Annotated in this window: 23 protein-coding genes and 9 pseudogenes; 8 read left to right on the top strand and 24 right to left on the bottom strand. The window is 33.3% G+C overall.

The window, feature by feature from the left end:
• Positions 1 to 27: 27 nt before the first annotated feature.
• The 6 genes from CER22_RS24700 to asnB all read right to left on the bottom strand — a co-directional run bounded on the left by CER22_RS24700 (position 28) and on the right by asnB (position 11,061).
• A complete protein-coding gene (locus CER22_RS24700) occupies positions 28 to 627 on the bottom strand; it encodes a TasA family protein (protein WP_088609821.1) in 600 nt (199 codons plus the stop codon).
• Positions 628 to 889: 262 nt separating this feature from the next.
• On the bottom strand, positions 890 to 5,131 hold the full coding sequence (locus tag CER22_RS24705) for a S8 family serine peptidase (RefSeq protein WP_088609822.1): 4,242 nt from the start codon (positions 5,129 to 5,131) through the stop codon (positions 890 to 892).
• Positions 5,132 to 5,534: 403 nt separating this feature from the next.
• Positions 5,535 to 6,176 carry a response regulator gene (locus tag CER22_RS24710; RefSeq protein ID WP_088609823.1) on the bottom strand — a complete coding sequence of 214 codons (642 nt, stop codon included), beginning with the start codon at positions 6,174 to 6,176 and terminating at the stop codon, positions 5,535 to 5,537.
• Position 6,177: 1 nt separating this feature from the next.
• Positions 6,178 to 8,010, bottom strand: a complete 1,833-nt coding sequence (locus tag CER22_RS24715) for a GAF domain-containing sensor histidine kinase (RefSeq protein WP_088609839.1) — start codon at positions 8,008 to 8,010, stop codon at positions 6,178 to 6,180.
• 453 nt (positions 8,011 to 8,463) lie between these two features.
• Positions 8,464 to 9,018: a streptothricin N-acetyltransferase SatA gene (satA, locus tag CER22_RS24720; RefSeq protein WP_088609840.1), complete on the bottom strand. Its 555-nt coding sequence runs from the start codon at positions 9,016 to 9,018 to the stop codon at positions 8,464 to 8,466.
• A 216-nt stretch (positions 9,019 to 9,234) separates the two neighbouring features.
• Entirely contained in the window at positions 9,235 to 11,061 is a 1,827-nt protein-coding gene (asnB, locus tag CER22_RS24725; protein ID WP_088609824.1) for an asparagine synthase (glutamine-hydrolyzing), read from the bottom strand.
• A 403-nt stretch (positions 11,062 to 11,464) separates the two neighbouring features.
• Here asnB and CER22_RS24730 point away from each other — a divergent pair, with 403 nt between their 5' ends.
• Positions 11,465 to 12,034, top strand: coding sequence for a TetR/AcrR family transcriptional regulator (locus tag CER22_RS24730; RefSeq protein WP_088609825.1), 570 nt, complete (start codon positions 11,465 to 11,467; stop codon positions 12,032 to 12,034).
• 90 nt (positions 12,035 to 12,124) lie between these two features.
• On the opposite strand, the pseudogene CER22_RS33760 reads toward CER22_RS24730, so the two are convergent.
• The 3 genes and pseudogenes from CER22_RS33760 to CER22_RS24745 form a co-directional block, all read right to left on the bottom strand.
• Positions 12,125 to 12,566 (bottom strand): annotated as a pseudogene (locus tag CER22_RS33760) (ArpU family phage packaging/lysis transcriptional regulator).
• Between the two features lie 546 nt (positions 12,567 to 13,112).
• Complete coding sequence (locus CER22_RS24740; protein ID WP_088062873.1) at positions 13,113 to 14,456, bottom strand: patatin-like phospholipase family protein; 1,344 nt, start codon at positions 14,454 to 14,456, stop codon at positions 13,113 to 13,115.
• 174 nt (positions 14,457 to 14,630) lie between these two features.
• Positions 14,631 to 15,077, bottom strand: coding sequence for a hypothetical protein (locus tag CER22_RS24745; RefSeq protein ID WP_088609826.1), 447 nt, complete (start codon positions 15,075 to 15,077; stop codon positions 14,631 to 14,633).
• Positions 15,078 to 15,313: 236 nt separating this feature from the next.
• Between CER22_RS24745 and CER22_RS24750 the strand changes: the two genes are divergently transcribed.
• Positions 15,314 to 15,769, top strand: coding sequence for an exosporium protein D (locus CER22_RS24750; RefSeq protein WP_088609827.1), 456 nt, complete (start codon positions 15,314 to 15,316; stop codon positions 15,767 to 15,769).
• Between the two features lie 531 nt (positions 15,770 to 16,300).
• Here the strand turns inward: CER22_RS24750 and CER22_RS33765 are convergent.
• Entirely contained in the window at positions 16,301 to 16,432 is a 132-nt protein-coding gene (locus tag CER22_RS33765) for a hypothetical protein (RefSeq protein ID WP_256943731.1), read from the bottom strand.
• A gap of 100 nt (positions 16,433 to 16,532) precedes the next feature.
• Between CER22_RS33765 and CER22_RS33540 the strand changes: the two are divergent.
• Positions 16,533 to 16,719, top strand: a pseudogene (locus CER22_RS33540) (hypothetical protein).
• 277 nt (positions 16,720 to 16,996) lie between these two features.
• Here CER22_RS33540 and CER22_RS24760 read toward each other — a convergent pair.
• From CER22_RS24760 to CER22_RS24765, 4 genes and pseudogenes are all read right to left on the bottom strand, one after another.
• Positions 16,997 to 17,221 (bottom strand): hypothetical protein, encoded by a 225-nt coding sequence (locus CER22_RS24760; RefSeq protein ID WP_088609828.1) that lies wholly within the window; start codon positions 17,219 to 17,221, stop codon positions 16,997 to 16,999.
• Between the two features lie 488 nt (positions 17,222 to 17,709).
• Positions 17,710 to 17,923, bottom strand: a pseudogene (locus tag CER22_RS32675) (rod shape-determining protein MreC); the annotation flags it as partial.
• 13 nt (positions 17,924 to 17,936) lie between these two features.
• Positions 17,937 to 18,078: pseudogene (locus tag CER22_RS34140) on the bottom strand (helix-turn-helix domain-containing protein); the annotation flags it as partial.
• 147 nt (positions 18,079 to 18,225) lie between these two features.
• Positions 18,226 to 18,669: a hypothetical protein gene (locus CER22_RS24765; protein WP_088609829.1), complete on the bottom strand. Its 444-nt coding sequence runs from the start codon at positions 18,667 to 18,669 to the stop codon at positions 18,226 to 18,228.
• Between the two features lie 441 nt (positions 18,670 to 19,110).
• Between CER22_RS24765 and CER22_RS33770 the strand changes: the two are divergent.
• Positions 19,111 to 19,308 (top strand): annotated as a pseudogene (locus tag CER22_RS33770) (hypothetical protein).
• A gap of 18 nt (positions 19,309 to 19,326) precedes the next feature.
• Positions 19,327 to 19,542: a hypothetical protein gene (locus tag CER22_RS24775; RefSeq protein WP_088609830.1), complete on the top strand. Its 216-nt coding sequence runs from the start codon at positions 19,327 to 19,329 to the stop codon at positions 19,540 to 19,542.
• Between the two features lie 75 nt (positions 19,543 to 19,617).
• Here the strand turns inward: CER22_RS24775 and CER22_RS24780 are convergent, their stop codons facing one another.
• Entirely contained in the window at positions 19,618 to 19,932 is a 315-nt protein-coding gene (locus tag CER22_RS24780; RefSeq protein ID WP_088609831.1) for a hypothetical protein, read from the bottom strand.
• Positions 19,933 to 20,930: 998 nt separating this feature from the next.
• Here CER22_RS24780 and CER22_RS24790 point away from each other — a divergent pair.
• The 3 genes and pseudogenes from CER22_RS24790 (at position 20,931) to CER22_RS24800 (ending at position 22,610) form a co-directional block, all read left to right on the top strand.
• Complete coding sequence (locus CER22_RS24790; protein ID WP_088609833.1) at positions 20,931 to 21,386, top strand: MarR family winged helix-turn-helix transcriptional regulator; 456 nt, start codon at positions 20,931 to 20,933, stop codon at positions 21,384 to 21,386.
• A 502-nt stretch (positions 21,387 to 21,888) separates the two neighbouring features.
• Positions 21,889 to 22,162: pseudogene (locus CER22_RS33775) on the top strand (DUF6609 family protein); the annotation flags it as partial.
• A gap of 235 nt (positions 22,163 to 22,397) precedes the next feature.
• Positions 22,398 to 22,610, top strand: coding sequence for a hypothetical protein (locus CER22_RS24800; protein ID WP_048559838.1), 213 nt, complete (start codon positions 22,398 to 22,400; stop codon positions 22,608 to 22,610).
• 1,055 nt (positions 22,611 to 23,665) lie between these two features.
• Here CER22_RS24800 and CER22_RS24810 read toward each other — a convergent pair.
• The 9 genes and pseudogenes from CER22_RS24810 to CER22_RS24845 all read right to left on the bottom strand — a co-directional run.
• Complete coding sequence (locus CER22_RS24810; RefSeq protein WP_088609834.1) at positions 23,666 to 23,911, bottom strand: hypothetical protein; 246 nt, start codon at positions 23,909 to 23,911, stop codon at positions 23,666 to 23,668.
• A pseudogene (locus CER22_RS34225) lies at positions 23,842 to 24,289 on the bottom strand (hypothetical protein); the annotation flags it as partial. The pseudogene CER22_RS34225 and the gene CER22_RS24810, both read right to left, overlap by 70 nt.
• Positions 24,273 to 24,401 carry a DUF1064 domain-containing protein gene (locus CER22_RS24820; RefSeq protein WP_088609835.1) on the bottom strand — a complete coding sequence of 43 codons (129 nt, stop codon included), beginning with the start codon at positions 24,399 to 24,401 and terminating at the stop codon, positions 24,273 to 24,275. The pseudogene CER22_RS34225 and the gene CER22_RS24820, both read right to left, overlap by 17 nt.
• Before the next feature lie 268 nt (positions 24,402 to 24,669).
• A pseudogene (locus CER22_RS33780) lies at positions 24,670 to 24,901 on the bottom strand (N-acetylmuramoyl-L-alanine amidase); the annotation flags it as partial.
• A gap of 38 nt (positions 24,902 to 24,939) precedes the next feature.
• Positions 24,940 to 25,179: a holin gene (locus CER22_RS24830; RefSeq protein WP_088609836.1), complete on the bottom strand. Its 240-nt coding sequence runs from the start codon at positions 25,177 to 25,179 to the stop codon at positions 24,940 to 24,942.
• Positions 25,179 to 25,415 carry a hemolysin XhlA family protein gene (locus CER22_RS24835; protein ID WP_046955422.1) on the bottom strand — a complete coding sequence of 79 codons (237 nt, stop codon included), beginning with the start codon at positions 25,413 to 25,415 and terminating at the stop codon, positions 25,179 to 25,181. The genes CER22_RS24830 and CER22_RS24835 overlap by 1 nt, the downstream gene beginning before the upstream one ends.
• 77 nt (positions 25,416 to 25,492) lie before the next feature.
• The gene (locus CER22_RS24840) at positions 25,493 to 25,864 is read right to left on the bottom strand and encodes a hypothetical protein (protein ID WP_088609837.1); all 372 of its coding nucleotides are present in this window, start codon (positions 25,862 to 25,864) and stop codon (positions 25,493 to 25,495) included.
• A 96-nt stretch (positions 25,865 to 25,960) separates the two neighbouring features.
• A complete protein-coding gene (locus CER22_RS33785; RefSeq protein WP_256943733.1) occupies positions 25,961 to 26,095 on the bottom strand; it encodes a hypothetical protein in 135 nt (44 codons plus the stop codon).
• 249 nt (positions 26,096 to 26,344) lie between these two features.
• Positions 26,345 to 26,542 (bottom strand): annotated as a pseudogene (locus CER22_RS24845) (N-acetylmuramoyl-L-alanine amidase); the annotation flags it as partial.

Consider the following 26,542-nt stretch of genomic DNA (forward strand, 5'->3'; position numbering starts at 1 on the left):
AAACATAGAGTATACAAATTTTTACACTTACTTTTCTTCACCGCTTGCTTGCATGGAATTAAAAGTCCAATTTAATTTCAATGCATCTCCCTGAAATACATTTTGGTCTTCACCGCTATTTACAAATGTGAACATTACATAAAATGTATCATCATCACCAGGAGCAAGTCCATTTCCTTCTCGATCTACAATACCTTTCTTTACAAGGTCAGGAATACTTCCATTTTGCGTAGCTACCTTTAATTCAGATAATGTGGTAGACCATACTGGAACTTCATTTTTATCCAAATTCCACAAGAAATCCACACGGATATGATCACCAAAATCAGCATTTCCATTATCCCCTTTCGCATCGATTACACTGTAATCTGTCAGGAGTTTCACATCTCCTATTGCTAAGGTTCCTTTGTTAACTAATTGAAAACCACGCTCCATTTCATCACCTGGTTTCAGATTGTCGACATTAATAACAACTTCAGGATTCACACTCAAATCTAAAGTACCCGCTGCAAACGTGTTTTGTGATACTTCCTTATCACTAAAATACGCATATGTTCCCCCGCCAATTAAAGATAAGCCTAGCGCTGCAGTTATGACACCCATACCAAGTTTTTTCTTCATACCCATTTCACAAGTCCCCCTATTTTTAAAGTTCAAACTACAAACCTTATTTCCATCCCACAAACAATACTAATTAAGCAACTACCTTGTCCCATAACGAAAGTGAACTACCTTTAAACTAGTTACCTCCTGTACCCCAACGACTATTACTTTTAAAATAACGGGCAATGATACCGTAAATCATTACCCGTTATTTGTTAACCAATCCAATCCATTTCATTTACTATTCATTGTCTGATTGCTTTATTTACTCTAGAAATTTGTCCACTTATTTTTTTGGTTCTAAACCGATAGAGCGTAAAATTTTCTCTAACGTCACTGGCCCTACATTTTCTTTCGGTTTCTGATTTTCTTTAGCATCTGGACCCTTTTTCAAGAAGTTTTTCTCAATAAAACGAATATCAGTTTCGTTCACAACACCGTCTTGATTTATATCTCCATCTTTTACAGATACTTTTCCTTTTCCATATGACAGAGCTGCTATTCTAGCATCTTGAATATCCACCATTTTATCGCCTTTGACATCACCTGCAAGGTTATCATCCATGTCAGCTCTAAAGTTTTGTCCCACTAATTCTCCATCCTGCATTTTTCCTATTTTTGTTGTTAATTTACTATTTAAATGACCTGGCATTTCTACGAAAATATCATATTCTTTATCGCTCACTGGGACACTATGAATTTCAAATTGTCCATTTTCATTAACTGTTCCTGTATATTTCTTTCCATCCTTGCCAACTGCGTACACTTTTGCTCCTAGTTTTGTATAGTCTTTCTTACCTAAATACCCCTCTTCATTCAAGAAAGCTTCCGGACCAATATATCCTGTAACCGTTGAATGTTTCGAAACAATAGCAAAAGATTTATCTTTAAACACAGGAATCTCATTACCTTCTGTTGCACCAACTTTTGTATAAGAGAACTTATCTACTCCAAATGCAGTTAAATCATTAAAGTATTCATCGCTCGTCATCTCGAATGTAACATCTAAAAATGGTGTATCTCCATCTAATCCTTTAAATTCTTTTCCTTCCAATGACGCGCCAACTTTCACTTTGTTTTCCCAAGCTCCCTCTTCACTTACCTTGGGATCTTCTAATTTAAGGTTCAGTCCATGTTGTTTTACATATTCCGTAAATGCTGGATTTGGTTTCACATCTGCAAATTTAAAGAGCTGCTTATAATAAGGAATTTCAAACGTACCTGACATAAGCTGTTTTACATTATTGAGATTCAAAGTTAACGTAATTTTTTCACCTAATTTTATTTTATCTTTGTCATAACTTGGAACAGCGTATTCTGTCCCTTCTTTTACAAAGACATAATCTTTATATCCAGTTGCCATATTCCCTGCAGTGGCAAGGTCATATCCAAATAATTTTAAATTTAACGGCTCATTTATTTCCTCTGGAAGTACTCCAAATTTAAAATCACCATTTGCTTGAATTGTATTTAACCAACCTGATGGGAAGGCTGAGTTTTGATAATATACGATTTGATTCGCTTTTTGATCATACTGCAAGCCTTTTGCCTTTAATGCATCTACTGTAGAATCATAAATATTACCATGCACCCATAATGCACGTTGGCCGTCTTCTTCTTTAAACATGGAATCATTGACTTCGTGTATACCAGGTTGTACATCCTTAAATTTCATTTCAGGTATTACATTATCAATGATTATGCTATCGCCTTTTGTATACGATTTTCCTTCTTTATCATATCCAACGAAGTTCAATTCGTAATCTCCATCAGGCAACATAACAGGTTTATCCCCAATTGGATGAGTTGGATCTCCTGTGAATGGAAGTACATACCCTCCCATACCAGAAAACATCATATACTCAACATTTGGTGTTAGACTACTTGCATTAAGTGTACCAACGACTCCTAATGCCTTCCCTATATTTCGATCCTTTACAACTGCATCAATGGTTTCAAGTGGACTATTCAATTTAAATGTCAAAGGCGAACTAGGTCTTTCCATAAATGGATGGAATTTAGATGCATCTGTTGCCATTGCATCTCTTAGTAAATCCACAGACGCAATCCCTTTTTCTGTGAATTTAACTGCAAATGGTACTTGATATACTTCTTTTTCATTGTTTTTATTTGAAATATGAATATAGCCCTCATATCTACCAAATTCAGCGTTTTCCGGAATGATAATTTCAGGACTAATTTCCCCTGATGTACCAGGAGCTACTTTAATAGAATCTGGTACGTTTAGCTTCACACCATTCTTCGCTGCATCTTGCACACCTACAATTGTAGGTGAAAACTCTACTTCTAATTTAAAATCTTTCCCATCTGCTTTACTGCTGTTCTTAATTAAGACTTTTCGGCTATCTTTAATAGGCCCAGTTTCAATTTGATTTTTATACCCAAATGCAATAGAACCTGTTTTTTCTTCAATTTCTACTTCTTCATCATCTACAACGTTTGATGTTTTATCGATAACCTCAATAGATGTATCTGCATGAACTGCACGATATGCATCAATTCTTCCTGATCCCACCTCAAATACAGAACGCTCTTCTTTTAAATCAACTGCGGTATTCATAAGTGCTTCTTTTACTTCAAATGGACTATAGTTTGGATGTTCCTGTAAAATCAGTGCCGCAACCCCTGCAGTATGAGGAGTTGCCATAGATGTACCTGACATACGTCCATACGCTACCGGATAATTTTCTCCATCCTTTGGATCATTAATATATTCAGGAACAGTTGAGAAGATAGACACACCTGGTGCTACAATATCTGGCTTAATATCATCTGTTTTCGTTGCAGGACCACGGGAGCTGAAATCAGCTAAGTGATCTCCCTCTGTTTTTATATTACTAGGCTCACCGAATGTTAAAGCCACATCCCCTTGGGCAGCTTTTGCTTGTAATTTCTCACCATCTACTTTTGTTAAGCGGAACGATGGAATAGATGAAGTACTTTCCCCAAGATAACTTGTAATTTCCCCATCTACATTGTTATATACAATTACTGCCTTTGCGCCTGCTTCCTTAGCATTTTTAATTTTTTCATCAAATGTAATCTCACCGCGTTGGATAAGAACTAACTTCCCTTTTACATCTTTCCCTGCAAAATCACCTGATTTCCCAAGCCCTGCATATACAACCGATAAGGATTGTCCTTTCAAATCTTCAATCTTATCAGTAAAGCTTTTTCCAAGTAGCATCATCTTATCTACATGTACATCACCTGCATCGGCGGAAAACGTTGGAATAGTCATTGCAGCGTCACTGGCTCCAACTGTAATGGGAAGTGCTGCTGCACTAGGTGATCCAATGGTACCTTCTTCCGGACCACTATTACCAGCTGCTACTACTGTAACAACACCAGCTAACATCGCATTGTTCACTGCGACAGAAGTAGGATATAAAGGATCATTAATATACGCTCCTAGTGATAAATTGATAACATCCATATCGTCTTTCACTGCTTTATCAATCGCAGCAAGAATACCGCTTGTTTGTCCACTTCCATATGGACCTAATACACGATATGAATATAAATCTACATCTGGAGCAACGCCCTTAACCGCATAATCTACATTATTCTTTTTGTCTGCAGAAATTGTCCCAGCTACATGAGTACCATGGGATGTATAATATGCACTTCCCTCATAAATCTCAGGATATCCTCCAGAATTCTGCCAATCCTTATACGTTGTCTCCATTGGATCAGCATCATTATTAACAAAATCCCATCCTTTTATTGAGTTCGGATCTATTTTGCTTGGATCTTCACCTTGCTTTGCACGATATCCTTTATATGCATCTTTCAAATCTGGATGGTTGTAATCAATACCTGTGTCCAGTACACCTACCTTTATTCCTTTACCTGTTATTTTTTCATCATGCAGCTTGTCCACACCAATTTGCGGTACACTATCTGCCATTTTTAGTTCAACAGCAGTCTTAGCTGTCTCTTTTGGTAAATCAATTTTAACCTCTTGATCTTCCCATACACGCTTAACCATACCGGTACGAACTAAATCTTCAATCATGTTCGCGGGTAAAGAAATCGCTACACCATTAAAAGCATTCTTATATTCTCTTGTTATTTTTGCAGCTTTTAAATTTGTCCCTTTCTCTTTATTCTTTTGAAGCTGTTCAAGCTCTGCTTTAAATCCTTTATGTGATGCTTCTACCTTTTGTTCCGCATTTGAAAGAGCTACCTTTTTCCCTTTAGCCGCTTGTTTTAATACTTCAATTTTGCTAGGTGCTTGCTTAAATTCTATAATCACATTCACATTATTAGGACTTGTGGTATTGATACCTGGCGAAATAACAAAACCCGGTTTTGTATCTAACGTTTTTAAGGCATTACGTTGTTCCTTTGTAAGGCCTTTTAAGATAGCATTTGCATCATCAATTCCAGTTAAAGTAGATGTATTTACCTCTTCCGCTAATACGTTATATGGAATTCCTTGAGACAATAACATTCCAGCTGTTAACGTTCCAATAAGTATCTTTCCAAATTTCCCTCGTTTCATATTGCATCTCCCCATTTTTAATATTATTTTTTGAAGCAAATTGATTCTTAAATTCCCATTTAGCATTGGAAACTCTATTAATCTTAATCTTTTGTATCATGAAAGATTTCCAACACTACTACCATCCCCATACCTCATATAGCTAATCACTCACTCTACTCTTTCTATAAGAGCCCCCCATCATTTATTTTCAACAAAATATTTTTACAAAATGAATTATTAACAAGGTTAAAATGTAATTCTATTTTTATTATTCCGCATTTAGATTATTCTGAAAATTGAACAAAAGGAGTATCTTTTCTCTAAGGATTCTATGCCTACATAGTACAAAAGAACTATCTTGTCCTTTATTCTTTGTGATACAGAATAAAGCAACACGATAGTTCTTTGAAAGATTTCTTATTTAATCTAGCGGAACCAATTGATTTCGGACTGCATAAATCACTGCTTGCGAACGACTTTTCACATTTAGCTTTTTAAAAATTTTATTGATGTGAATTTTAACTGTTTTCTCACTAATATATAAAACTTCAGCAATCTCTTTATTACTAAGTCCTTTTACTAGTTCAAAGAGAATTTCCTTTTCACGTTCCGTCAGTTCATTTTCATTTGATTCTACTTTCATTTTTTGCTGATGATATGTAATTAATTTTTTAGTCATACGCGGATGAATAACGGAATCGCCTCGATATAACATTCGAATTGCTGCTACTACCTGCTCTGATGAGGAATCCTTTAATAAATAACCATCAGCACCGGCCTGGAGTGCATCCATTAAATACTCATCATGCTCATACATTGTAAACACAAGTACTCGGCAATTTGGATATTTTTTTTTCACTAACTCGGTAGCTTCAATCCCATTTTTCCCTGGAAGGTTAATATCCATCAAAATACAATCTGGTCCACATTCTTCTACTTTTCCCAATACTTCATCCCCAGAGCTAGCTTCTCCAACCACTTTCATATCAGATTCATCCTCTAGTATGCTCCGAATTGCATCCCGTAAAAAAGCATGATCATCTACTACTAATATTTTAATCATTTTACGCACCCCTTGTTTGTGAATCTGGAATTACCAGTGTAATTTCTGTCCCTTTCCCTACAGAACTATCAATCTGTAAAGTAGCCCCTAATTGTTCAGCTTGTTCATTCATATGTAATATACCATAATGTGGCTCATTCTTCGTTTTAACCATAGACTCAAACAGTGAAAAGCCAACTCCATTATCCTTAACCCTTAAAAGCACGTGCTCACTTTGATAACTGAGTAAAACATCAGCCTTTTTTGCTTGTGCATGTTTTACAATGTTTTGCAAACTCTCTTGTAATGTATCAAATATCACTCTTTCTTTTGAAAAGCTAAGCGCACGTGCATGACCTCTTTCATGATAGGTAATGTCTAGTTCATATTCTTGTTTTAAAGATTTGATTTTACTTGCTATCGCCTGCTTAAGTCCTAATTGTTGTGTCGGATATGGTTTTAAAGCATAAATAGAATAGCGAACTTCTCCTAGGCTTCCTCTTAAATCTTTTATGCTTTTCTCTACTACTTGCTGCATATCAATTGGTTTATCACGGTATTTTTTCTGCGCGGATTCTAGTTGGAATATCACCCCAGCTAATGTTTGCGCAATACCATCGTGAATTTCACGGGCAATTCTATTCCTTTCTTCTAAGATCATTCTTTTTTCCTGTTCAGAAATCAATAACCTTGTTTTAACTACGTTAGTTAATTGGTTAGAAAATGTAGCTAACGACTGTACATCTTCTGGAAAGAAACCCGCATTTCTACTTTTCCCTGCAACAAACATTCCGACTAATTCATCATTTACTATAAGAGGAAAATATACAAGTGAGCGTATAACACTATCAAATATTTCATCTCCAGGAGCCGTACCAACTTTCCAATCATTAAATACATGATTTTTAGAGATTCCTTCAAACGCCCTAAACTTTTCTGAATCATCAGATATATAGGAGTGGACTTTCCCATCTTTTAACAGAATATTCCAGTTCCCATCATCTTTTGTCCATATTACATATGCTTGTATGCCAAAAAAACCTTTAAGTGCTTGTTTAATATGTTTCAAGTTTCCTCCGGTTAATCCTCGACTAATTTCGGTCGTAATAAGAAATAACTCATATAATCGTTCCTTTTCCATCCTTATCCGTACAGAAAAAGAACTTATCACTGAAGTTGCTACAAGTGGAAAAAAGAAAAACAATACTGTAATCTCGTTTACTTCCACACTATATGTACTAATTAATACGTGCATCAGTGCCGCATAAGAGAAACCAAAAGTTTCGCAAAGAAATACCGTTACAGTTTTTTTATACCACTGATAAATTGAATATGGCTGCGGAAGAAGTATCATTAACAAATCGTAAAAGCGATTGTTGAAAAAACAAAAAAATACACAAAATAATAATAAAGATATTAAATTTCCATACAGAACCGACATATCTATTTTATTAATTAATAAGGACATACATTTGTTTGAGAGCCATTCGGCCAAGATCAAACTAAGTGCATGCTGAGTACAATTAAATAACATTCTTTGTATCGGTGAACGGCGATGCAGATGAATAATTAGCGTAACGAGTACAATAGCAACAATAGTTATATGGATTCCAAACTGCCAACTCATAGCGTAAATTATTGGAAAGGTAAGCGAGCTAGTTCCTCTCCAAAATCTTACAGGAAAATACTCTGCAATCCCCATAAATAGTAACAATAATATTAGTATTGTTGGATGAGAAGGGATTTTAATTTCAAGTAAAGATATAGTTATAGTAACCAAACCAAGAAAAGAAATAAAATAAAGATAAGAACTAGCAATCTTTTCTCTCATAAAGATAGAATTTACATCTTTCAAAACAACCCCTTCTTTCTTTATAAAAACTTCATTTTCTCTATTATCCAATAAAAAACCGGCACTGGCAAAATGGAAGAACATCCACTAGCCAATCACCGGCTGTGTACTGTACCTAAAAGGCAAGACACAATACTAGTATATATCAGTTCGTAAAATTTACCCACTAGCCAAATGGTGTAATTGTACATACTTTAAGACTTATATCTACTAGTACAAAAGATATATACAAAAATAGAATTTTGATTCACTAAAACAATTCTAAAAAAATAGAAAGGCAACCGTAAATACTTACCTATTGATTTTATTCAAATCTAATTCACATATCATTTGATTATCGGTAGCAAGATCAAAGATGCCCCCTACCCTCGGAAAGAAACCCCCTTTTTCTTTTAGTTATTTGCTTGTCACGAATGTAACAGCGAGGAATTTATATATTCGAGTTTTGGTTTACTTTCATTTGAAATGCAAATACCAATACATTGCAACTTCATCGCTTTCTTCATGTATCCCTTTATATACTAAAAAATCCAACCCACCTATTACAAACCCACATTTTTCATAGAACCTACATGCTGCTACATTATTATTTTGTGTTTCAAGCATTATACCTGGCATATTGCTTTCTTTTGCCCACTGCGTTGCTTGCTCAATTAACCTCCTACCAACTCCAAGTGAACGATATTTTTTATCCACCTTTATATCATCTATGTAAGCATAGTGATTCCAATTCTTTTTCAATAGCATTACTCCTATAATTTGATCATGTAAAATTGCTATGTAAATTACTTGATCAGGCTTATTTATATATTCAGTGTATGCTAATTCATCATTATATTGATCTTGTAAATAACTTTTCTCATAACTTGGAACGTCTTCTACTGTATATTCTATTTGCTTATTTACTTTTGAAAGAGAAAGAATTAACCGAGAGTCTACTATAAAACTATCATCAATCTCCGGTAAATTGTCTAAATCATCTACTTCTAATTCTCTAATTAAAAGGTTCATCGTATTCTCCTTTACGTGGGACCTCCAATTCATATTATTCCCCCTAGTTCTTTCCATGTCCCTTATTCAATTCTAATTTACTAACTGATTAGCGTTATTGCAAATCAAAATAATAAAACCGCATCTCCAATTATTAGATAACTATCTAATACATTGGAGGTGCGGTTCACTTAGGTCATTGATGTTTCAGCTATTCTCTTTATTTGAAAATTACATCTACCATACTAATTTAATATTATATTCCTGAAGCCAACTGTTAACTTGAAGTAAATAATCTATTATACCTCGTGCATCATTACCTGAAATTACTTCGTCTTTTCCTTCTGCAATGGCACGAACTCTTTCTACATTAATTAATGGCAAAATAGGTGATTCAGGATTGTTCAACACATGTAGCATCCAATCGCTAATACCTTGTAGATATGAAGCATCCTTTGTGCTTGGATATGCACTTTTTTTGCGATAAAGTACATCCTCTGGAAGTACATTTTCAAAAGCTCTACGTAAAATACCTTTTTCAATATTGTCTATGCTTTTCATTTCGAATGGGACATTCCATAGGTATTCTACAAGCCGGTAATCGCAAAATGGAACTCGTACTTCAAAGCCATTCATCATACTTGTGCGATCTTTTCGTTCTAGCATAAATGGCAAGAAACGTGTAATAAACATGTAAGACATTTGACGTTGCTTCATTTGCAGATTACTTTCACCTTCTAAAAAGGGAACCTCAGCAACTGCATCTTCAAATTTTTGTTTTTGATATTTTTCAGGGCTAATCTTCGCTTTAAAATCCTCTGATAAAATTTCTGTACTATACCATAAATTAACACTCCAAGGGAATATCTCTGCATCTAGAAACTTCTCTTGATGGAACCATGGATACCCTGAGAATACTTCATCTGCGGATTCGCCTGAAAGTGCAACTGTTGCGTCTTTTTTCATTTCCTTAAATAGCAAATAAAGTGATGTTTCTAGTTCTCCAACTCCAGGTAGATCACGCGCTCGCATTGGAATTAATAAATGCTCTATTAAACTATCTGATCCCAACTCTATAGAGTGATGCTTTGTTCCTACATATTCAGCCACACGTTTCACCCAAGGTTCATCACGATCAAAACGAAGGAAGTCTTGCTCAAAGTCTTTTTCATCATTGATGAAATTCAGGGAATATGTATGAAGGTGTTCCCCTTTATTCCCAAATTCGTTTCTTGCTAAACCTGTTAGACCACTTGAATCTAACCCTCCGGAAAGCATAGATACCACTGGTCTATCAGCAATTAACTGACGTTTAACCGTATCTTGTAAAATGGAGCGGATTGTCTCCACTGTCATATCAATATCATCTATATGGTTTTTACTTTCAAGTTTCCAATACTGTGTCGTATTCGAGCCATTAGAGGTAAACGTCATATAATGGCCAGCACGCACTTCGTGTATATCCTTGAAAATCGCATGACCTGGGGTACGTGTTGGTCCAAGACAAAATATCTCAGAAAGTCCTTCTTTATCTACTTCTGCATCTACAAGTGGGTGCGAAAGTAAAACTTTTAACTCTGAACCAAAGAAAATTGCACTTCCTCTTTGAGCGAAAAACAAAGGCTTCACACCTAGATGATCACGACCAAGCATCAATTTCCCAAATCTTTCATCCCAAATACCAAAAGCAAAAATCCCATTTAAGTGTTGAACACAATCTTCTTGCCATTCTAAATAGGCATGTAGTAATACCTCTGTATCAGACTTTGTCTGAAATTCATGACCTTTCTCCTCAAGTTCTTTACGTAATTCTTGATAGTTATAAATTTCTCCATTGAACGTAAGACCAATCGTATCATTTCCATCTTTATACAGCATAGGTTGAAGGCCACCTTCAGGATCAATAACGATGAGACGTCGATGACCTAATGCCGCTCGTTTTGAAAACCAATGCCCCTCTGCATCAGGTCCTCGGTGAATGATAGCATCTGTCATTTTTTTTAACGTTTCTTGTTCATTAGACAAGTCTTTAGACCAGTCTATCCACCCTGCAATTCCACACATAGTGTCTACCTTCTCTCAAATAGTATAGAAACCGACTAAAATCAAATACCAGTCGGTTTTTCATAAAAAAAATCCGACTAAAAACATCTTTTAGTCATGTTTATATAATAAAATGAATTGAGTAAAAAATCAAATTATTCAATCGATGAGGAGATTGCCGTCTCCTTTCACTTGAATTCTCATCATCCAATTAATAACCTGTGATCTCATACTCTCATTTCTATTCTTAAGATGTAAAATCGTATTCTATTATGGTTATATACTAGATATAGGAATGATGTGTGTTATTCTATAAGAAGCAACTAGAGGACTTTCTATTAGGCGTTAATAAATGACAAATAGACTGATAGAGAATGTAATGACAGAAAACTTCGCTAAATATCTCAAGGATAGGGTGTAGACGATGATAAAATTAGAAAAAGAAAATAAAAAAATGAAAATCATTCAATCTGCCACAATACTGTTCTCTACGCGTGGTGTCCGTAACACAACGGTTGATGAAATTGCAAAGAAAGCTAAAGTTGGTAAAGGAACTATTTATTATTACTATACAGATAAAACTCAAATATTATGTGACTGCTATATGCGTCATATTCAACTTAAACGCTCACAATTATTTGATTTATATAAAGAGGAAAAGGATGTTTTACTTCGAATACAAAAAATCCTTCAATATATCAGCCTAGAATATCATCAAGACCCATTTGTTTCTACACTCTTTCAAGAATATAAAGAATACCATTCACCTGAAATTATAGCTTGTTTTAAAAAATCTGAAGAAGAAGCAATTAAAATGATAAGTAATTTGCTTGAAAAAGGTTATCAGCAAGGGACTTTTCATAAGGTACCATTACCGCTAACAGCTTTTATGTTAGTGCGAATGATTTTTAACTATGAACAGGATTATATAAAAAATGATAAAAGTGATAAAGAATTTCTGCAGTTGCTAAAGCATATGCTTCTTAAAAACTAGTTTTAACCACATACAAAAAAATAATTGTGGTACAAATATATGAATAAGAAAACCGCCTAAAAGGGTGGTCTTTTTTTGGCTTTAAATCAATTACTTCTTAATTTCTAATTTAAGAGCAAAAGCTAAATTAGAAATTGCTCTGAACTTCCAACGATGATAAATACGTTCAGCCATTCCAATTTCGCTATAGACCATATAATCACATACAGATTCTTCTAAATAACGCTTATTAATAATCTCCCTCTGTATCTTACCAGTACAGCCATGATCTAAGCGGCTTAAAAACTAATCAATACAAAATGACATTAACTCCAGCCACTCTTCATGCTCACTTTGTTGCAAATTAGCAATCGCTATATCCTCCAAAGCCTTTCCAACATTATGTATAGGGCCATGTTCTCTCCTTTCATAAGGAGGAGTGACTTTCATTTCCTTACAAATCATTCCTAACTGTTTATATAAGAACACCCTCTAACTTCTCTTGCGTTGCTGCTCTATCGATTTTTGGTAAGAAAGATAATTGTTTAATCATGTAAAAGCACTCCTTTTTATTTTAAAATCACTTTTGTCTTAACGCTTCGCGTCTACGTTCATAATAAGGACTATGCATCCTCATTCCCCCCAATTTCACGAGTACTTAATTTTTCTTTTTGTTTTTTCTTCTTTCTTTTCTTGGATTGCTTTTTCACTCACGTAACTGATCTCTTAGTACCTTCATTTTCCCATCTCTCTTTTCAAAATAAAAAGAACACCTATTCCTAAAACAACTTTCATTGCTGCTTTAATGAATTGATGTCCTCTAGTTTTCTAGTAGGACTATATAATATCCCTTTAAAATCCCTCTTCTAAAATTTATTAATTTCTTTTGATTAACTTTATCACTCATGCATGACAACTATGATTTTCTTTTATCAACATAATATTCAGTTTTATCTATTGTTTGATTTAGCTAATTCTCATTTTGACTATTTTAATTTATTTTTTTAAATTCCCCATTTGATAATTTCAAACTACAAGCGTATGAATATTATTAGTATTTTTAAACAAAATAAAAATTACACAAAACATTTTCATTATTTTAAAATTTATCTACATCATGTAAATTCTCAAAAAATCCTCCCGTAAATCTATGTTTTCCACCTCGGCGTAATATTTTTTCTAAATCATCCATATCTTCCGAAGGAAATACAGGAATAGGCACGGTATTTATATTCTCCATGTACTCAGGTAATAACGACCTTAACGCGATATCCATTCTTATTTCGCCCGCACGCATTAAAGTATTAATCTCACTATCATGAAAGCTGTCTAAATCAGTGCGAAGACCAGCTAACAGACTTTCAACATCCTTAGAACGATTTGGTAATTTATAATCAGGTAAAGGAGTTTTATCATTATAAAAAGGATTATTATTTTTTTCGAATAAAGATTGAATAGGTTTACTAAGAATAAGTTGCAATCCTGGGTATATTTTGGAATCTAAGGTTTTTAATAATCTTCTCCTTAAAACTACAATTTGACTATTAGATGTATCTAAAATCCGTTTAGTTAATTCAAAATGTGAAGGTATTTCATCTTCTTTCCAAAATTTTTCAGATGCAGAAGCGTCTAAAACAAGGTAAATTTCATCAATACCTGCGTCTGGATCAGGAATAAATTTCATAGGCTCCTTTCTATGTTTTGTATTTGAAGAGGAGCTACTGTTTTTGTTCTCACCATCTGATATTAATATCGGCTCAGTCCCGATATTATCAAATACTCCTCCATCAGAAAACCAAAGTGTGTCAAATTTCAACAAAGGATTCCCCTGCATTCTATTTTCTGGATCACTAAAATTTCTTCCCTCTAATGATAGTGATATAGGTGCGAATAAAACTGGAAAAGCAGCTGAGGTCGCAACAGCATAAGAAACTGTAATATCATCAAAATCATTTGATTTTCCAATAAGTGTTCCATATATTTCTTGATTGGAAAAATAAAACATCCTCATCGTATCTAAACAAGTTGTATTACAGTACCATTTTATAGAGGAATTTTCTAATTCCTTCATTCTTACCCCTTCACATAAATATTTATCTAACATTGTAGGAAAGGCTTTGCTGCATTTTTCACGAATAGACTTGAAAGATAATGCTTGTTTTGTAAACGAATTCGTGAGTAACTTGGTACGAAGATCTATTTGTCCTAACTTTACCAATGGATTCACTACGCGTTCTTCAAAATCATTTACATTACGGAATGATCCACCTTTATGCAATGCAAGCATAATAGCGGCGGCAGTAATGCTGCCACCTGAAACAGAACTAATACTATTTACACAATGATCTAGCTTGCATTCAACTAAACGTTTATATCCCCCTAATGCATAAAAAGTCGCTCTAAACCCACCTCCAGAAAACGCTAATTTCAATTCCTTCTTCATCTATGATTCCTCCTTAACTCTTCCACCCATAAAGTTCGAGTAAAGTTATGCAAAACGTTTAAATATAAAATACTTATTAGTAATAAAGTAATTCATGGAATGTATCACTTACATGTGATACATTCCATTCGAAAAATTGGAAATTAGTTTTGTTTTTTTCTGATATTCAAATCTCTATCTGTACTCTGTCCCATGATACTTAATAAATCCTACAGGGCGATGAGTAAAGTGTATTACCACATACCCAGGATTCCCTTCGCTTGGAGTCGCAGTAGTTTTATCTAAATACTCACCTCGTAATTCAATTTCTTCTCCCTCTTCTAAATCTGGGATACGATTTCGTATTCCTAAATTATCCCCATAACGAATTGCACAAAATACTATCGTATCGATGGTTAATGATTCTGGTAATCCATGGGCATCAATAAGTTCTATTTGATTAACTATAATATGTTGATAAGTACCCCCTTGAGGGTTTGTATCATCTTCTTCCACTTGTTTTATGATTCCTTTAACATGTACAATAGGACCGTGATGTGATAATGGATGACGATGATGCTCCATAGGATGGTCAGCTAAAGTGTGACCATAATGAGGATGGCGTTTTAAATTTCCAATCATAATTCTTACCTTCAAATGTTATTATGGATATTGCTCTTTCTTGAACAATCTTTTGTATGTTATATCAAGTTTATTCATTTTTTATTTATATTAGTATAAATAGAAATTCAAAGAATATCTTTTAAAACAGCGTTTTCATTCAGCTTTATAGAGCGGATTTCATATTTTTGTACAAGCACTTTTCCTTTTTGATAAATAGAATATATTGATACCTCGAAAAGGAGAGTAAGATAAAGATGGCTGATTACTTTTACAAAAACGATAAAAAATGTTATAAAAAACAATCGAATTCTGCACAGCAAAAAGCTTCCTGCTCCATTGCAACACATACAATATCTGGTACTGGGATTAATTTAAATGGAAATATACTACTAGATATTTTTGTTCCCCCTAACTCAACAATCACTGCATTTGAAGATTTCACTAACAACCATAATAAAGCATTACTTCAATTTTTTGTTATTGGCGGTCTCCCTCCTGTTACAGTAACCATTGTGACAAGGAATTCTTCTAGACCAATTACTGTTACTTTGGAGGCGCTTGATACTAGAATATTTCAAGTAGAAGATTTTAAAAGTCTTATTTTCACAAATGCAACTAACGAAAATGGTGGTGTTAGTATATTCGTTGAAAAAACATTCTGTATTTGCTGTAATAGTGAAAGCAACTCTTGCGATAAATATTACAGTTGATTAAGTATGTAGTAATTATCTTATGCTATTTTCTAAAGGGCACTTATACAAGGTGCTCTTTTTCTCTTGTTATGAAATAAAGACTTCACATACATTAAGTTGATGGACATGTGGCGGACCACTACTAATATTCTTGCTTTTAAATCATTTTCAGTATATTATATTCATATGATAATATAGGAATTATGGTATACAGAAAGGGATCAAAACTATTTGTAAGATTTAAATCCTTTTCAAAGATAAAAAAATTTCACCAAAACGTAATATAACTTATACTTGTCTTTTTAAGATGTATCTAATAAAAACGCATTTTTTATCAATAAAATTGTGTTTTTAATATAAATGAGTACTTTTAAATAGAAATTTATTTACTTTCAATGATAGGAGTTAGTGTTCTAAAATATAGAGAAATAAGGCACCATATATGGTACCTGATAAACTTGAAAGGTTTTGTATGTAGTTTGCTCATTACAGATAACAAAAGAGCCTTACCTATCAAGGCAAGACTCTACTAGTTTAGTTATATAGTATTTACATAACAACTAATACACTAAAAACATATAACACCAAGTAGCAGAACCCTAATACTCCTCCTACAGCTAATACCTGTTTAGCCCAACTTTTAATTTTCAGATTACTGTAAATCACTTGTACTCTTTCCATATTTCCTCCTATTATGGCGAACCCTTAAAGACTCTCACCTCCGTATGGTACCATTAAAAAATGACTAGTAGAGATATAATTTTTGTCTAAACGTATAAATATGCAATATTGCATACAAAAATGTATTGTTATATATGTAAGCGCTTACTATAATAAGGTTATAAAGATTCAACACATCTTAATACAAAAACAGAGGAGAGAATAATATGGAAATCGCAATGGCAGTTTTAAAATTTATAGGTGGAGCAATACCATTAATTCAAGAACTTCTAAAAGCATTTATGTAATTTCATGATTTAGCAATTTTTTATAAATATTATCATACAAATGATCTGTATATCAAAAATAAATTGATTTACAGATCATTTGCGTGAGCAAGGTACCTTTAATATTATTGAGGGACTTTTTCAAATTATATATATCTACTTTACCATCGATAAGTAATGACTAATGTCTCTCATCCAATCGTACAAATCACCTATGACATGTTCTAAAGGAACCCTCTTGGCTAAAATAAAGAGAGACACTTGTCCCCCTCTCCATAAGTACTTTTATTTTTAAATTTTAAATCAGCCCTTTTAATATTAAACCCAAAACCGACATAGTGATTGCGCTAATAATAATTCGTAGAATCCAAGTTGTATTCAGACTAATCTTTTCTAATTGCTTATTAATTGTAGCTATGTCCTTCTCATTAATTGTTGTGCGAGTTTCTAAATTACGAATATCTCGCATAATTTCTTTTTGTTCTGCTTTTAAACTGTCAATTTTTGCATAAACATCTTCCAATACGTTCACACCCTTTTATAATCGTAATAAAGCAATCCTTACATGATATGAGACAACCCTATTCATGGTGAATTCATTGGAGGAAATTCCATACAAAATCCGTATTTTGTTAAAAATAAAAAAAGAGGCAGTTTTGCCTCTTTTAATACATAAAACTTGATTTTATCCAGCTTTATTATTACTACCGTTGATTTGTTGCTTTAATTTTAATCCAATTAACTTACTTGCGTCCTATTTAAATTGATGATTTCTCAATTGAATACTACACAATTCTAGACATTATGATTGATATCACAAATAATATTATGAGCATTTCGTATAAGTGTGATTTAATTAATTACAGCTATTTTCAAAAACGACATATTAGCGATTATTTTTGTCTATTCTACATAATTGTTAGTAAGTTCGTTTGCAAAATTGTTAGCACTTATAAATTATTTTTTACCCTAATAAATGATTTGAGTAAGACCATATTCATCTGACTCTTAGTCCACCACTTCTGCTACTTCAAGACCAGATATTATCTTTTCACTTAGACTAGATGTAACAAATTTATCACCTTTTTTAATTTTTTCAGCTTTATCTTTTGGGATTTTTTTAATTTTAAGAACTTTCTTCTTCCCATCGTACCCTCCCTGTAACAAACCCTAGAATAGATTGATCAGTTTGTAATGTTACTGCCAAACGATTCATTCTTTCATCTTTACGCATCTAGGTGCACCCCTTTTCGATTCCAATCATGCCTTTTTCTCCAAGACTTAACAGTATATTAATACTAATCTCGTATTTCTCAGCCAGTTCCTTGTACTTCATACCTTGCATGTACCTTCTTGAGCTAACTCGTGTTTTTGCTTCACGTCATATCACCCACCACCTTCTATACAACTAGGAAGAAATTCGGTTATTTTCCTCTTTGAATAGCTTTTTTACAAAGAAAAAAGACCTTGTAAACTACAAAGTCTTTTTTCTTATATATAAACTTACAACTTTTATATTAGTATTAGTTAAATTCCCCCACCAGGCTCTGTATTAGCTGGTGCTCCTGTATTCCCATGTGATTCTGATTTCGGCGCAGGGAAATGTCCATGAGTATAAGTTGGCGCTCCTCCATGATCCCCATCAGCTTCTAACTTAGGCGCCGGAGTGTCTCCTCCATTAAAAGAAGGTGCTGGATAGTCTCCATATCCATAAACTGGTGCTCCTGTATGCCTATGAGTATAGGACGGTGCTCCTCCTGTATGTCCATGTGCATAACTCGGAGACCATCCCTCTCCATGAGTATAAGATGGTGCTCCTCCATGATTTCCATGCGCATATGCAGGCGCTCCTCCATGATCCCCAACTGAAGCCGCTTGAACAACTCCTCCACCATTTCCATGAGTAAAACCAAAAATTCCAAATCCTAAAACAGATAAACCTACGACCGCTGTACCAATTTTCCTTTTCATAATCGCTCTCCTCTATATGTATTTCATGTTAATTGAAATGAACATATTATAGATATCAGTCATGATGAAAATTCGACTCATTTCATTATCATATATTTATATTTCTATGTATTTTTTTGTAAAACCTTCTTGAAATCTGAAGAAAATGGTTATTTTTTGTAAAAATTTAAATATAGTAACAAATTATCCACCTTACAATTTAAGCTTTGTTGCCTAGCCATATTCACCACCTCGCGATAATCCCTAATTTAGTATTGAAATTCTCTAAATCTCGATGTATTATATTTTTGTATTTTCTCAGTTCCCAAACCGAAAATACATCATCACTCACGAAAGGACCCGAACTCCATCGGGTTCTTTTTCATTCCTCTTCTTGTAAATCTATTTATTTAAATGTAAAATTATAAATAAGTTCTAACATTTTGAATCGAGGTGAAAATCATGAGAAGTTTTAGTTCATTAATAATCTCTACTATCTGTTCAGTACTTCTTATAATTTGGAATGTCTATTCCTTCTATAACGGATTCACAACAGGGCGCACATACTACTGAATTAATGGCATCGCAGCTTTTATCTTCCTTTTATTCTTTATCCTCAACATGCGCGATTTTAAAAAGAAAAACTACAGAACCTCATAACAATAGGAGTTGATACATATGTGGGAAAGATTCAAAAACTATAAGTATTCCTCAAAAGAATTAAAAATCATGCTTTGGTTATTTGGTATTACTTGTTTTGTACACTGGGTTGCTTTCTTTGGCGGACTATTTTCTTCTGAATTTCTTTGGTTTAAAGGTGTTTGCGCTACTGCAGCACTACTAGCTTTTATGGATGTTAAGCGAAAAATTAATAAGTACAAGATAGCATTATGAAAAGGAGCCACTGCATGTTCTTTTTTTCTGTTCAAAATAAAAAAGCAGCTGCTAGGCTACTTAAAGTTTTTCTTATCACCAAATAAAATGATATATATATTCTCCCGTTACACTTTCATCAACTCCAGCAACCCTAGCAAATCTCATTACGTCAGCACCCTGAAGGAAATACATTGTTAGAATAACTGGCACCCGTGACCACATAAACCGATAAAGTTCATTCACTCTTTGCTTAGTCGTAACAATTAAATCGTTCGCAGGTCCATTAATCCACGTAGAGGTTCTAACTGAAGTAAACGGAAGATTTTTCCCATTCACCACTATTCTCGCCATAATATGTGTTATATCCACATCGATACCCTCATTCCAAGAATCAAATCTGTTTCCCATATTTACATAAGTATTCGATTCTATAAGAAATGTTTAAAATGCTTTTTTATTAAATAAAAAAGCAGCTGATTTGCTACTTTTATTTGTTCCAACCTTCAAAATCTTAATATTGCTTTGGATATTCATTTTTAAACACATTTTCATGCCATGCATCATCTATGTCCGGCCTTGACTGCTTATTATTGTATTCATTCACATCACCATTTCCATTGAACTACTCAGGATTCCTATGAACGTAACGGTAAATAAACTTGATTTAGGATATCTAGAAAATTAATGTTTTAATTAAGGTTATTTTAAGGAAGATTATCTATTCAAATACCCATTTTGTTCAGATTCACGCTTAATGTATAATTGCTATATAACAAAGAAAAAAGCATCCCATGCATTTCCGTCTTCAAAAAATGAAAATTGATTCATACGATACGATTTCCCGCCGTTCAATCTACTTACTTGAATGGCTATCCCTACTCTTGGCCATACTACATTTATGCATCTAGATTGTCACCTTTAGAACGAGCAGTTAACATTTGTTAACTGTTCTTTTGTGATTCATCGTCACATTTTGATGAAATGATCATATATTATCTCGAAGCATAAAACTCTAATTTTCTTTTTAATATCTTACTTTTCCCTTAAAGAGCACTTTTTAAAGGTGCTCTTTTTAGGTTAGCTAAAATATCGCTTAGGCGATGACCATAACTCATTTACTACAGTCTCTAACCTTTCCCCTTTTTGGAGAACCAGCCGAGCAGCTAGCTTTTTCTAGCTGCTCTTTTATTTCGTTCCTGCTCTTGCTTCTTAAATAAATCTGTAACTGCGTCTTCCCAATAAGAACACATATCCATTCCCCTTTTATACAAAATGAAATTTTTATTAAGTTTTCTATTAATAATATATATTTTTTTCTTTTCCGAATTAGTTTAAAGATAGATAGTTCAACAATGAACTATTTTGTGTTAGTCTAAACTAAAAAAGAAAGAAAGGAACTGAATATAATGAACTTAAAAAATCATAGTTTCAAACAAGCGGGAGAAGTTGTCCAGTCATTTGTAACAATTAACAAAGAAATTATAAAGTTCACACATCAAAACGCCTCGAGTTTAGGATTAACAGTACAACAAATGGGTATTTTAAATACAATTTATGCAATTCCTAATATCACTCTTAAAGAGATTTCAGAACGTCTTTCAGTTCCTAAAAGTACAGTGAGTGTAAATGTAGATGAATTAGTTAATCTAGAGTTCATCGAACGAAAACAATCAGATGAAGATCGTAGAGAAATAAAATTAAAAGTAACACCCAAAGGACAAGAGGCATCGAAAGAATCCATTGAAAACTCTACTTCCTACAAAGCGATGTCCCTAGCATTACAGCAGCTTCAAGAAGATGATGTTCAAACATTATTGCGTATTCATAAAAGTTTATTAACCTCTATAAAGCAATTTAGTTGATTGATGTAAAACATTAATAAAACAAATTCTAATTCTTATTTTTCAAAGAACTGAGCAGTTAGATTTCACTAGCTGTTCTTTTATTTAAAATAGCGTTTTTGTTGATTTTCCGTTGACATTTTGTTGATTTTTTCTTCACATTAAAATGAAACCAACATACGATATTATATGTAGTCTCTCCGCTCATAGAGATCTACCTTTCTTATCGAAGAGCATGCTTATATGTGTGCTCTTTTTACTTACAATGAAATAACTATTTTGTTAAGTTTTATTAATTCCTACATTTTCTTAATAAGTTCTGTTTAATAACCTTTCAAAAATCATTGTGTTCCTCTATTAAAAATACTGTTTTTCTCTGCAATACTACTTTTCTAAAGTATCAGACAAAATTTCACAAACACAGTCAGCTATATTTGTTATGATGTTCTAGGTATTTCGCTTGACTACATAGAGGTTCTGAAAAAAACATATTTAATGGCTGTTCGTAGGAGGAGAATACAACATGGAAACACAAACCTACAAATACCCTAGACAAAAGATTAATGGGATTTGGCTAATAATTTCCGGTTTAGCAATGTTTTTACTTTTTAAAAAAATATAACGGCTATCCAAATGTTTGGCCTTTTATCATCGTTTACATATTGGGCATGATTTGGCAATTAAACTCTAAAACTAGGAAAAAGTTAGCAATTGGTCCTGGAACACCAGAACAAAAAAAGTGGTCTAATTCTTCAATCATTCTATTGGCCATTTTAGTTTTTCTTATTTTCCATTTCTCCTCACTTTCCCACTTCTTTTTAAGCTTTCCAACATAAGTAAAGCTACGATTATACATAATACTAATTTCCTTTTGATTCATACGATACGGTTCCCCTCCGTTCAATTTATTTACTTATGAATGGATTATTTTTTTGAGTTCTAATATGCAATATTGCATATTTCGTACTTTCAATTTTTACACATGCAATAATTTATTTATAAAAATACGAAGTATTAGTAAGGATGATTTATATGAACAAATTCCGAAAAAAGATTATTAAATCGTTACAAACATTTTGGGGAGGCTTGGCATTCGGTATATTAATTTTTGCTATCTTTTTAATTATGGATCTAACAGATACACCTTTAAATACCTTAAGCTTGAGAGACTGGATAGGTTCTGCAGTAGGCGCAGCCATTATTTCTGTAGGGATATTTACTTTAAGTAAATTGGATTTAAAATAAATTTCCCGTCAATACTGTATATAGGCTGTATGCCATAACTCATTTGAAGTAGTTTTCTTTGTATCTCCTTGTATTGAGCAGTTAGCTTTTGCTTGCTGCTCTTTTATTTACGAAAAAAGATGAGGTTCTTTATAATAATTCTTCTTTATTTCTCAATATAAAGAGCCTTGGATTTTCGTTAACAATCCTTTACTATATGAACAAAGAGTAATTAAAAGACTTACTCTTTGCTATTGAGGGAAGAGCCTGAGAGCCATATCAGGCTCTTCCTTGTTTATATACGCTGTAACCAAATAACGATTTTATTAAAATTTAATTCACGGCTTATTTTCAATTTCCATATACTTATACGGACTATAACAAATATACAATATAGTTCTTGGTCAAAGAGCGCCATACGCCCTAACGGTGCCCTTCTTAATTCAAATAATGATTTTGTTAAAAACTTACATGTATATACTTTTCGTTATATAATTAAATTATCAATATATTAGGATTGTTAATTATAACAGGAACAATTATGATTTTGTTATATATATGTTTCGTAATGAGTGCAGTTTTTAGCTTGATAAAGGAATTTCGAAAACCACAAAAAAACCAGTTCTTGATTTTAGTTGATTCTCGAATTTTGCTAGGAGCTTTATTCCTAGTAAGTAGTATTTTCATCTAAATTACATAACGAGAACGCCATTAAGGAGCAAAGCAGCCTAGCGCAAGCTGACTGCTTTTTTTATTAAATTAAATATTTTATAGAATTTTCAAAAATTTATATATACTTATAATAAATAATTAGTTATACTATGAAAGTTCCTAACAGTCATTATTATGGAATCGACAATTGTAATAACTTTACTTCCATAAGTCCTAGCACTTTAAGCTAGGACTTTTCATCATTCAAATCACATACCACTTTGAATTAAATCCTCTACATCTAAGCCCGTAGTACTTTTTATCGATTCCAAAACAGCTCTATGCTTTCTCCATACAAACTTGTATTCTAGCTTCTTATGCTTTTTACAAACTCATCATACGACATGGCTTTCACAACAACTACTTCAGGCATTCGCTCCACTTATTTTGATTTCTCTCATATCAGTGGGACCTTTCCAAATACCCGCTTGTTTCCATTGTTTTTTCTTTTTCCCGACATACGAGGGACTAAGGTCATACATAATACCAATATCTTTATCCCGTATACCTTTTATATCTAAATTCCTCACAACCTCAGGTGTTAAACCGCTCGGTGCTCCCCGTCTAGGTCCACCATTCTTTTTAGGTTGTGTATCAAAATATCTACCCAACTAGCGTAATTCTTCACCAGTCGGCCACGCCTTACATTCATTGATACTGAAACATTCGTTTGATGTGCGATTATAATTACAACGTCTACATTTCTGTTCGATAATATCGCCAATTTGGTATGTGAGCTCTTTTCGTTCTTCTCTTTTCAGTTTCATATCATCCACCTACAAGACTGCCTTAAGCGCCATACCAAACGCTTGTGATCTACCTTGTAACTCCAAACGATGTTCACTTTCTTTCGCAGCCGTTTCTTCTACAGCACGTACATTGATATGCATTTTTCGAAGGTCATGCTCTAGTTCATGATCCTTTTCTGTAGTAATTGCAGTGAATTCATTTAATAACGTGCTGTAATCTTCTTCAAGAGCTTGTAACTGTTATTTCACCTGCAGCTTGGTGAATTTTTAATCTGGAGTAATAATCGGCTTCTGCTTTGCTATCAAACACATGACCGTCTAGTTTAACTTTCTTATTGTTATATTTACTCATTGTTTTTCTCTTTTGTTTTACTAATTAGCTGATTAATTTCATAGATACCATTTATCAAACATTCCATGTTTCTTCACCCCTTGAATATTTTTAAATAATACTACATACTATTTTCAATCCGCCGTCTCCACCGCTAATCCTTCTTTCTTTTGTTACAGCAGAAACAGGTAGGTTCTTAACTTATCTGCTTTTCCTGTATATTTTTTAAAATATCGAAAATAATACCAACAAGCTATTTGAACTAGCAGCTTCACTCTTCTCGTAATGGGGATGCAATTTGAATCTTTTCATCCCATCAACTGCATAGTGAACAAACGCTGAACGCCATGTACAAGACTCATATTTTTGAATATTAATTGCTGTTGCCTCAGGGTAGCTGTAGAATGTGCCATAACTCCATCATAAGCACCAACATAACGGTAAGGTTGGTAAGTTATATCAGGAATAAGTAGAATTCTATCAGCAAATGTGTTTGTTCCAATTGATATTACTAAAATCATAGCAACAACTATGGGTAAGATATGCTTCTATTTCTTTTTCATTTCCTATTGTCATCCTTTTTCATAATTTTCGTATGGTCAAACAATCCACTTGCTGACAATCCGATAATCATTCCTTGAAATATATTCATTTTGATATCTTGAGACAAAAATAAAACACCCAGTATAATGCCAAGCGTCAAATTAAATATCGGAATATATTTTGTTTGCAATCCATTTGTTTTTGCAATTTGTGATAATCCTACAACAACTCCAATTATGGCCGTAATTTCAATCATTACATACCGCCACCTTTCAAGAGGAAAGTCAGAGCTGCTCCAATTAGACCACCAATAATAAGGCGTAAGATCCATGTTGTATTAGCACTAATCTTATCTAATTGCTTATTGATATTAATAATATCTTTTTCATTACCTGTTGTCCGCATTTCTAAACTTCTAATCTCTAATCGTATGTCCTTAATATCTTGCCTTATTTCCTGAACATCACCTTTCATCTCTTGTATATCATCCATATTGCCACCTCTTTCCCATTTCTTATTTGATTTAAAATAAAAAAGCCTACATTATATATGCTCGGCTTTCCGTTTCATTATTTAGTTCCTTCCTTTTTATCTGCTTCATCTATATGTTCCTCGATAGAATTCCCAGCATCAACTTCTACAGGAACTTCTACTGCTGGATCCCCAGATTTGACAATGGAAACCGTAATTGGACTACCTCTAAATAGCTCCACGTTAACATTAAAATTGCTAGCGGTAATAATCCCAGCATTCACTAAATTATCTACAACATCATCAATTTCCATGAATTTATTGTCATTACCTGGAATCGCATCCTCATTCGAGGCTGGATTTTGAATGAATTGCATAACTAACTTCTCTAAGATTGGAATGATTTGATTGATAATTTGGCTCTGTAATTGATTGTCTTCTGGATGTTTATTTTGGATAGGATTTGTCATCTTGTTCTCTCCCCCTAAAAAACAAAAATAGAGCAGCTTATAGCTGCTCCGTTTGTATTTTCTTTTCAGTTGTTATTTTTGTTAATTCTTCAGTTTTTAATTGTGCTTTAGGGATCTTCTATTTATACCGTTAACATTCTCTTCTGATGTGTTTAATTTATTTTTGATTTCACTATCTTTTTTCTTTATTTTTTCTAAAGATTTGTTAAATCCTTCATTTGGCTGTCTCATTTTAGTAACTGCTTTTCTATTTCTACTTGTGTGTTTTTCACTGGAGTAAGAGTTTGTATAATCTCTTTAATATTTTTGAAACTTCATTGTATTACTACGATACTTTTTTAGCACCTTCCACTTTTTAATTTCATTATTTTTTGTGGATGCAATGTCTATATTAACTTAATCAATTGTTTCTTTACTAATTCTACATCCGATATATTAAGTTCCTAATCTGTGCCACTCATACGAGTGGACCTTAACCTTTTATCGAATATCTACAATGTCAAAATGTTTCTCTGGTGCCCAACGATTCCCACCAATATCAATCCAGCCTTCTTTACGGAAGAATACTGTGAGAGGTTCCTTTGAGTTAATACTGCCTTTGTATGCGCCGTTAATTCCATCACAATAGCTTACTTCATATCCTTCTGGGAATTTTGATATTGCTTTGAAGGGTCTCCA

Origin of the sequence: Bacillus sp. K2I17 (assembly GCF_002209985.1) — a bacterium.
Taxonomy (GTDB): Bacteria; Bacillota; Bacilli; order Bacillales; family Bacillaceae_G; genus Bacillus_A; species Bacillus_A wiedmannii.

Coding starts and splice junctions, on each gene's coding strand:
- CER22_RS24700 (WP_088609821.1), bottom strand. CDS start 627: ATGGGTATGAAGAAAAAACTTGGTATGGGTGTCATAACTGCAGCGCTA.
- CER22_RS24705 (WP_088609822.1), bottom strand. CDS start 5,131: ATGAAACGAGGGAAATTTGGAAAGATACTTATTGGAACGTTAACAGCT.
- CER22_RS24710 (WP_088609823.1), bottom strand. CDS start 6,176: ATGATTAAAATATTAGTAGTAGATGATCATGCTTTTTTACGGGATGCA.
- satA (WP_088609840.1), bottom strand. CDS start 9,018: ATGAACCTTTTAATTAGAGAATTAGAAGTAGATGATTTAGACAATTTA.
- asnB (WP_088609824.1), bottom strand. CDS start 11,061: ATGTGTGGAATTGCAGGGTGGATAGACTGGTCTAAAGACTTGTCTAAT.
- CER22_RS24730 (WP_088609825.1), top strand. CDS start 11,465: ATGATAAAATTAGAAAAAGAAAATAAAAAAATGAAAATCATTCAATCT.
- CER22_RS24740 (WP_088062873.1), bottom strand. CDS start 14,456: ATGAAGAAGGAATTGAAATTAGCGTTTTCTGGAGGTGGGTTTAGAGCG.
- CER22_RS24745 (WP_088609826.1), bottom strand. CDS start 15,077: ATGATTGGAAATTTAAAACGCCATCCTCATTATGGTCACACTTTAGCT.
- CER22_RS24750 (WP_088609827.1), top strand. CDS start 15,314: ATGGCTGATTACTTTTACAAAAACGATAAAAAATGTTATAAAAAACAA.
- CER22_RS33765 (WP_256943731.1), bottom strand. CDS start 16,432: ATGGAAAGAGTACAAGTGATTTACAGTAATCTGAAAATTAAAAGTTGG.
- CER22_RS24765 (WP_088609829.1), bottom strand. CDS start 18,669: ATGAAAAGGAAAATTGGTACAGCGGTCGTAGGTTTATCTGTTTTAGGA.
- CER22_RS24775 (WP_088609830.1), top strand. CDS start 19,327: ATGTGGGAAAGATTCAAAAACTATAAGTATTCCTCAAAAGAATTAAAA.
- CER22_RS24780 (WP_088609831.1), bottom strand. CDS start 19,932: ATGGGAAACAGATTTGATTCTTGGAATGAGGGTATCGATGTGGATATA.
- CER22_RS24790 (WP_088609833.1), top strand. CDS start 20,931: ATGAACTTAAAAAATCATAGTTTCAAACAAGCGGGAGAAGTTGTCCAG.
- CER22_RS24800 (WP_048559838.1), top strand. CDS start 22,398: ATGAACAAATTCCGAAAAAAGATTATTAAATCGTTACAAACATTTTGG.
- CER22_RS24820 (WP_088609835.1), bottom strand. CDS start 24,401: ATGAGTAAATATAACAATAAGAAAGTTAAACTAGACGGTCATGTGTTT.
- CER22_RS24830 (WP_088609836.1), bottom strand. CDS start 25,179: ATGATTGAAATTACGGCCATAATTGGAGTTGTTGTAGGATTATCACAA.
- CER22_RS24835 (WP_046955422.1), bottom strand. CDS start 25,415: ATGGATGATATACAAGAGATGAAAGGTGATGTTCAGGAAATAAGGCAA.
- CER22_RS24840 (WP_088609837.1), bottom strand. CDS start 25,864: ATGACAAATCCTATCCAAAATAAACATCCAGAAGACAATCAATTACAG.
- CER22_RS33785 (WP_256943733.1), bottom strand. CDS start 26,095: ATGAGACAGCCAAATGAAGGATTTAACAAATCTTTAGAAAAAATAAAG.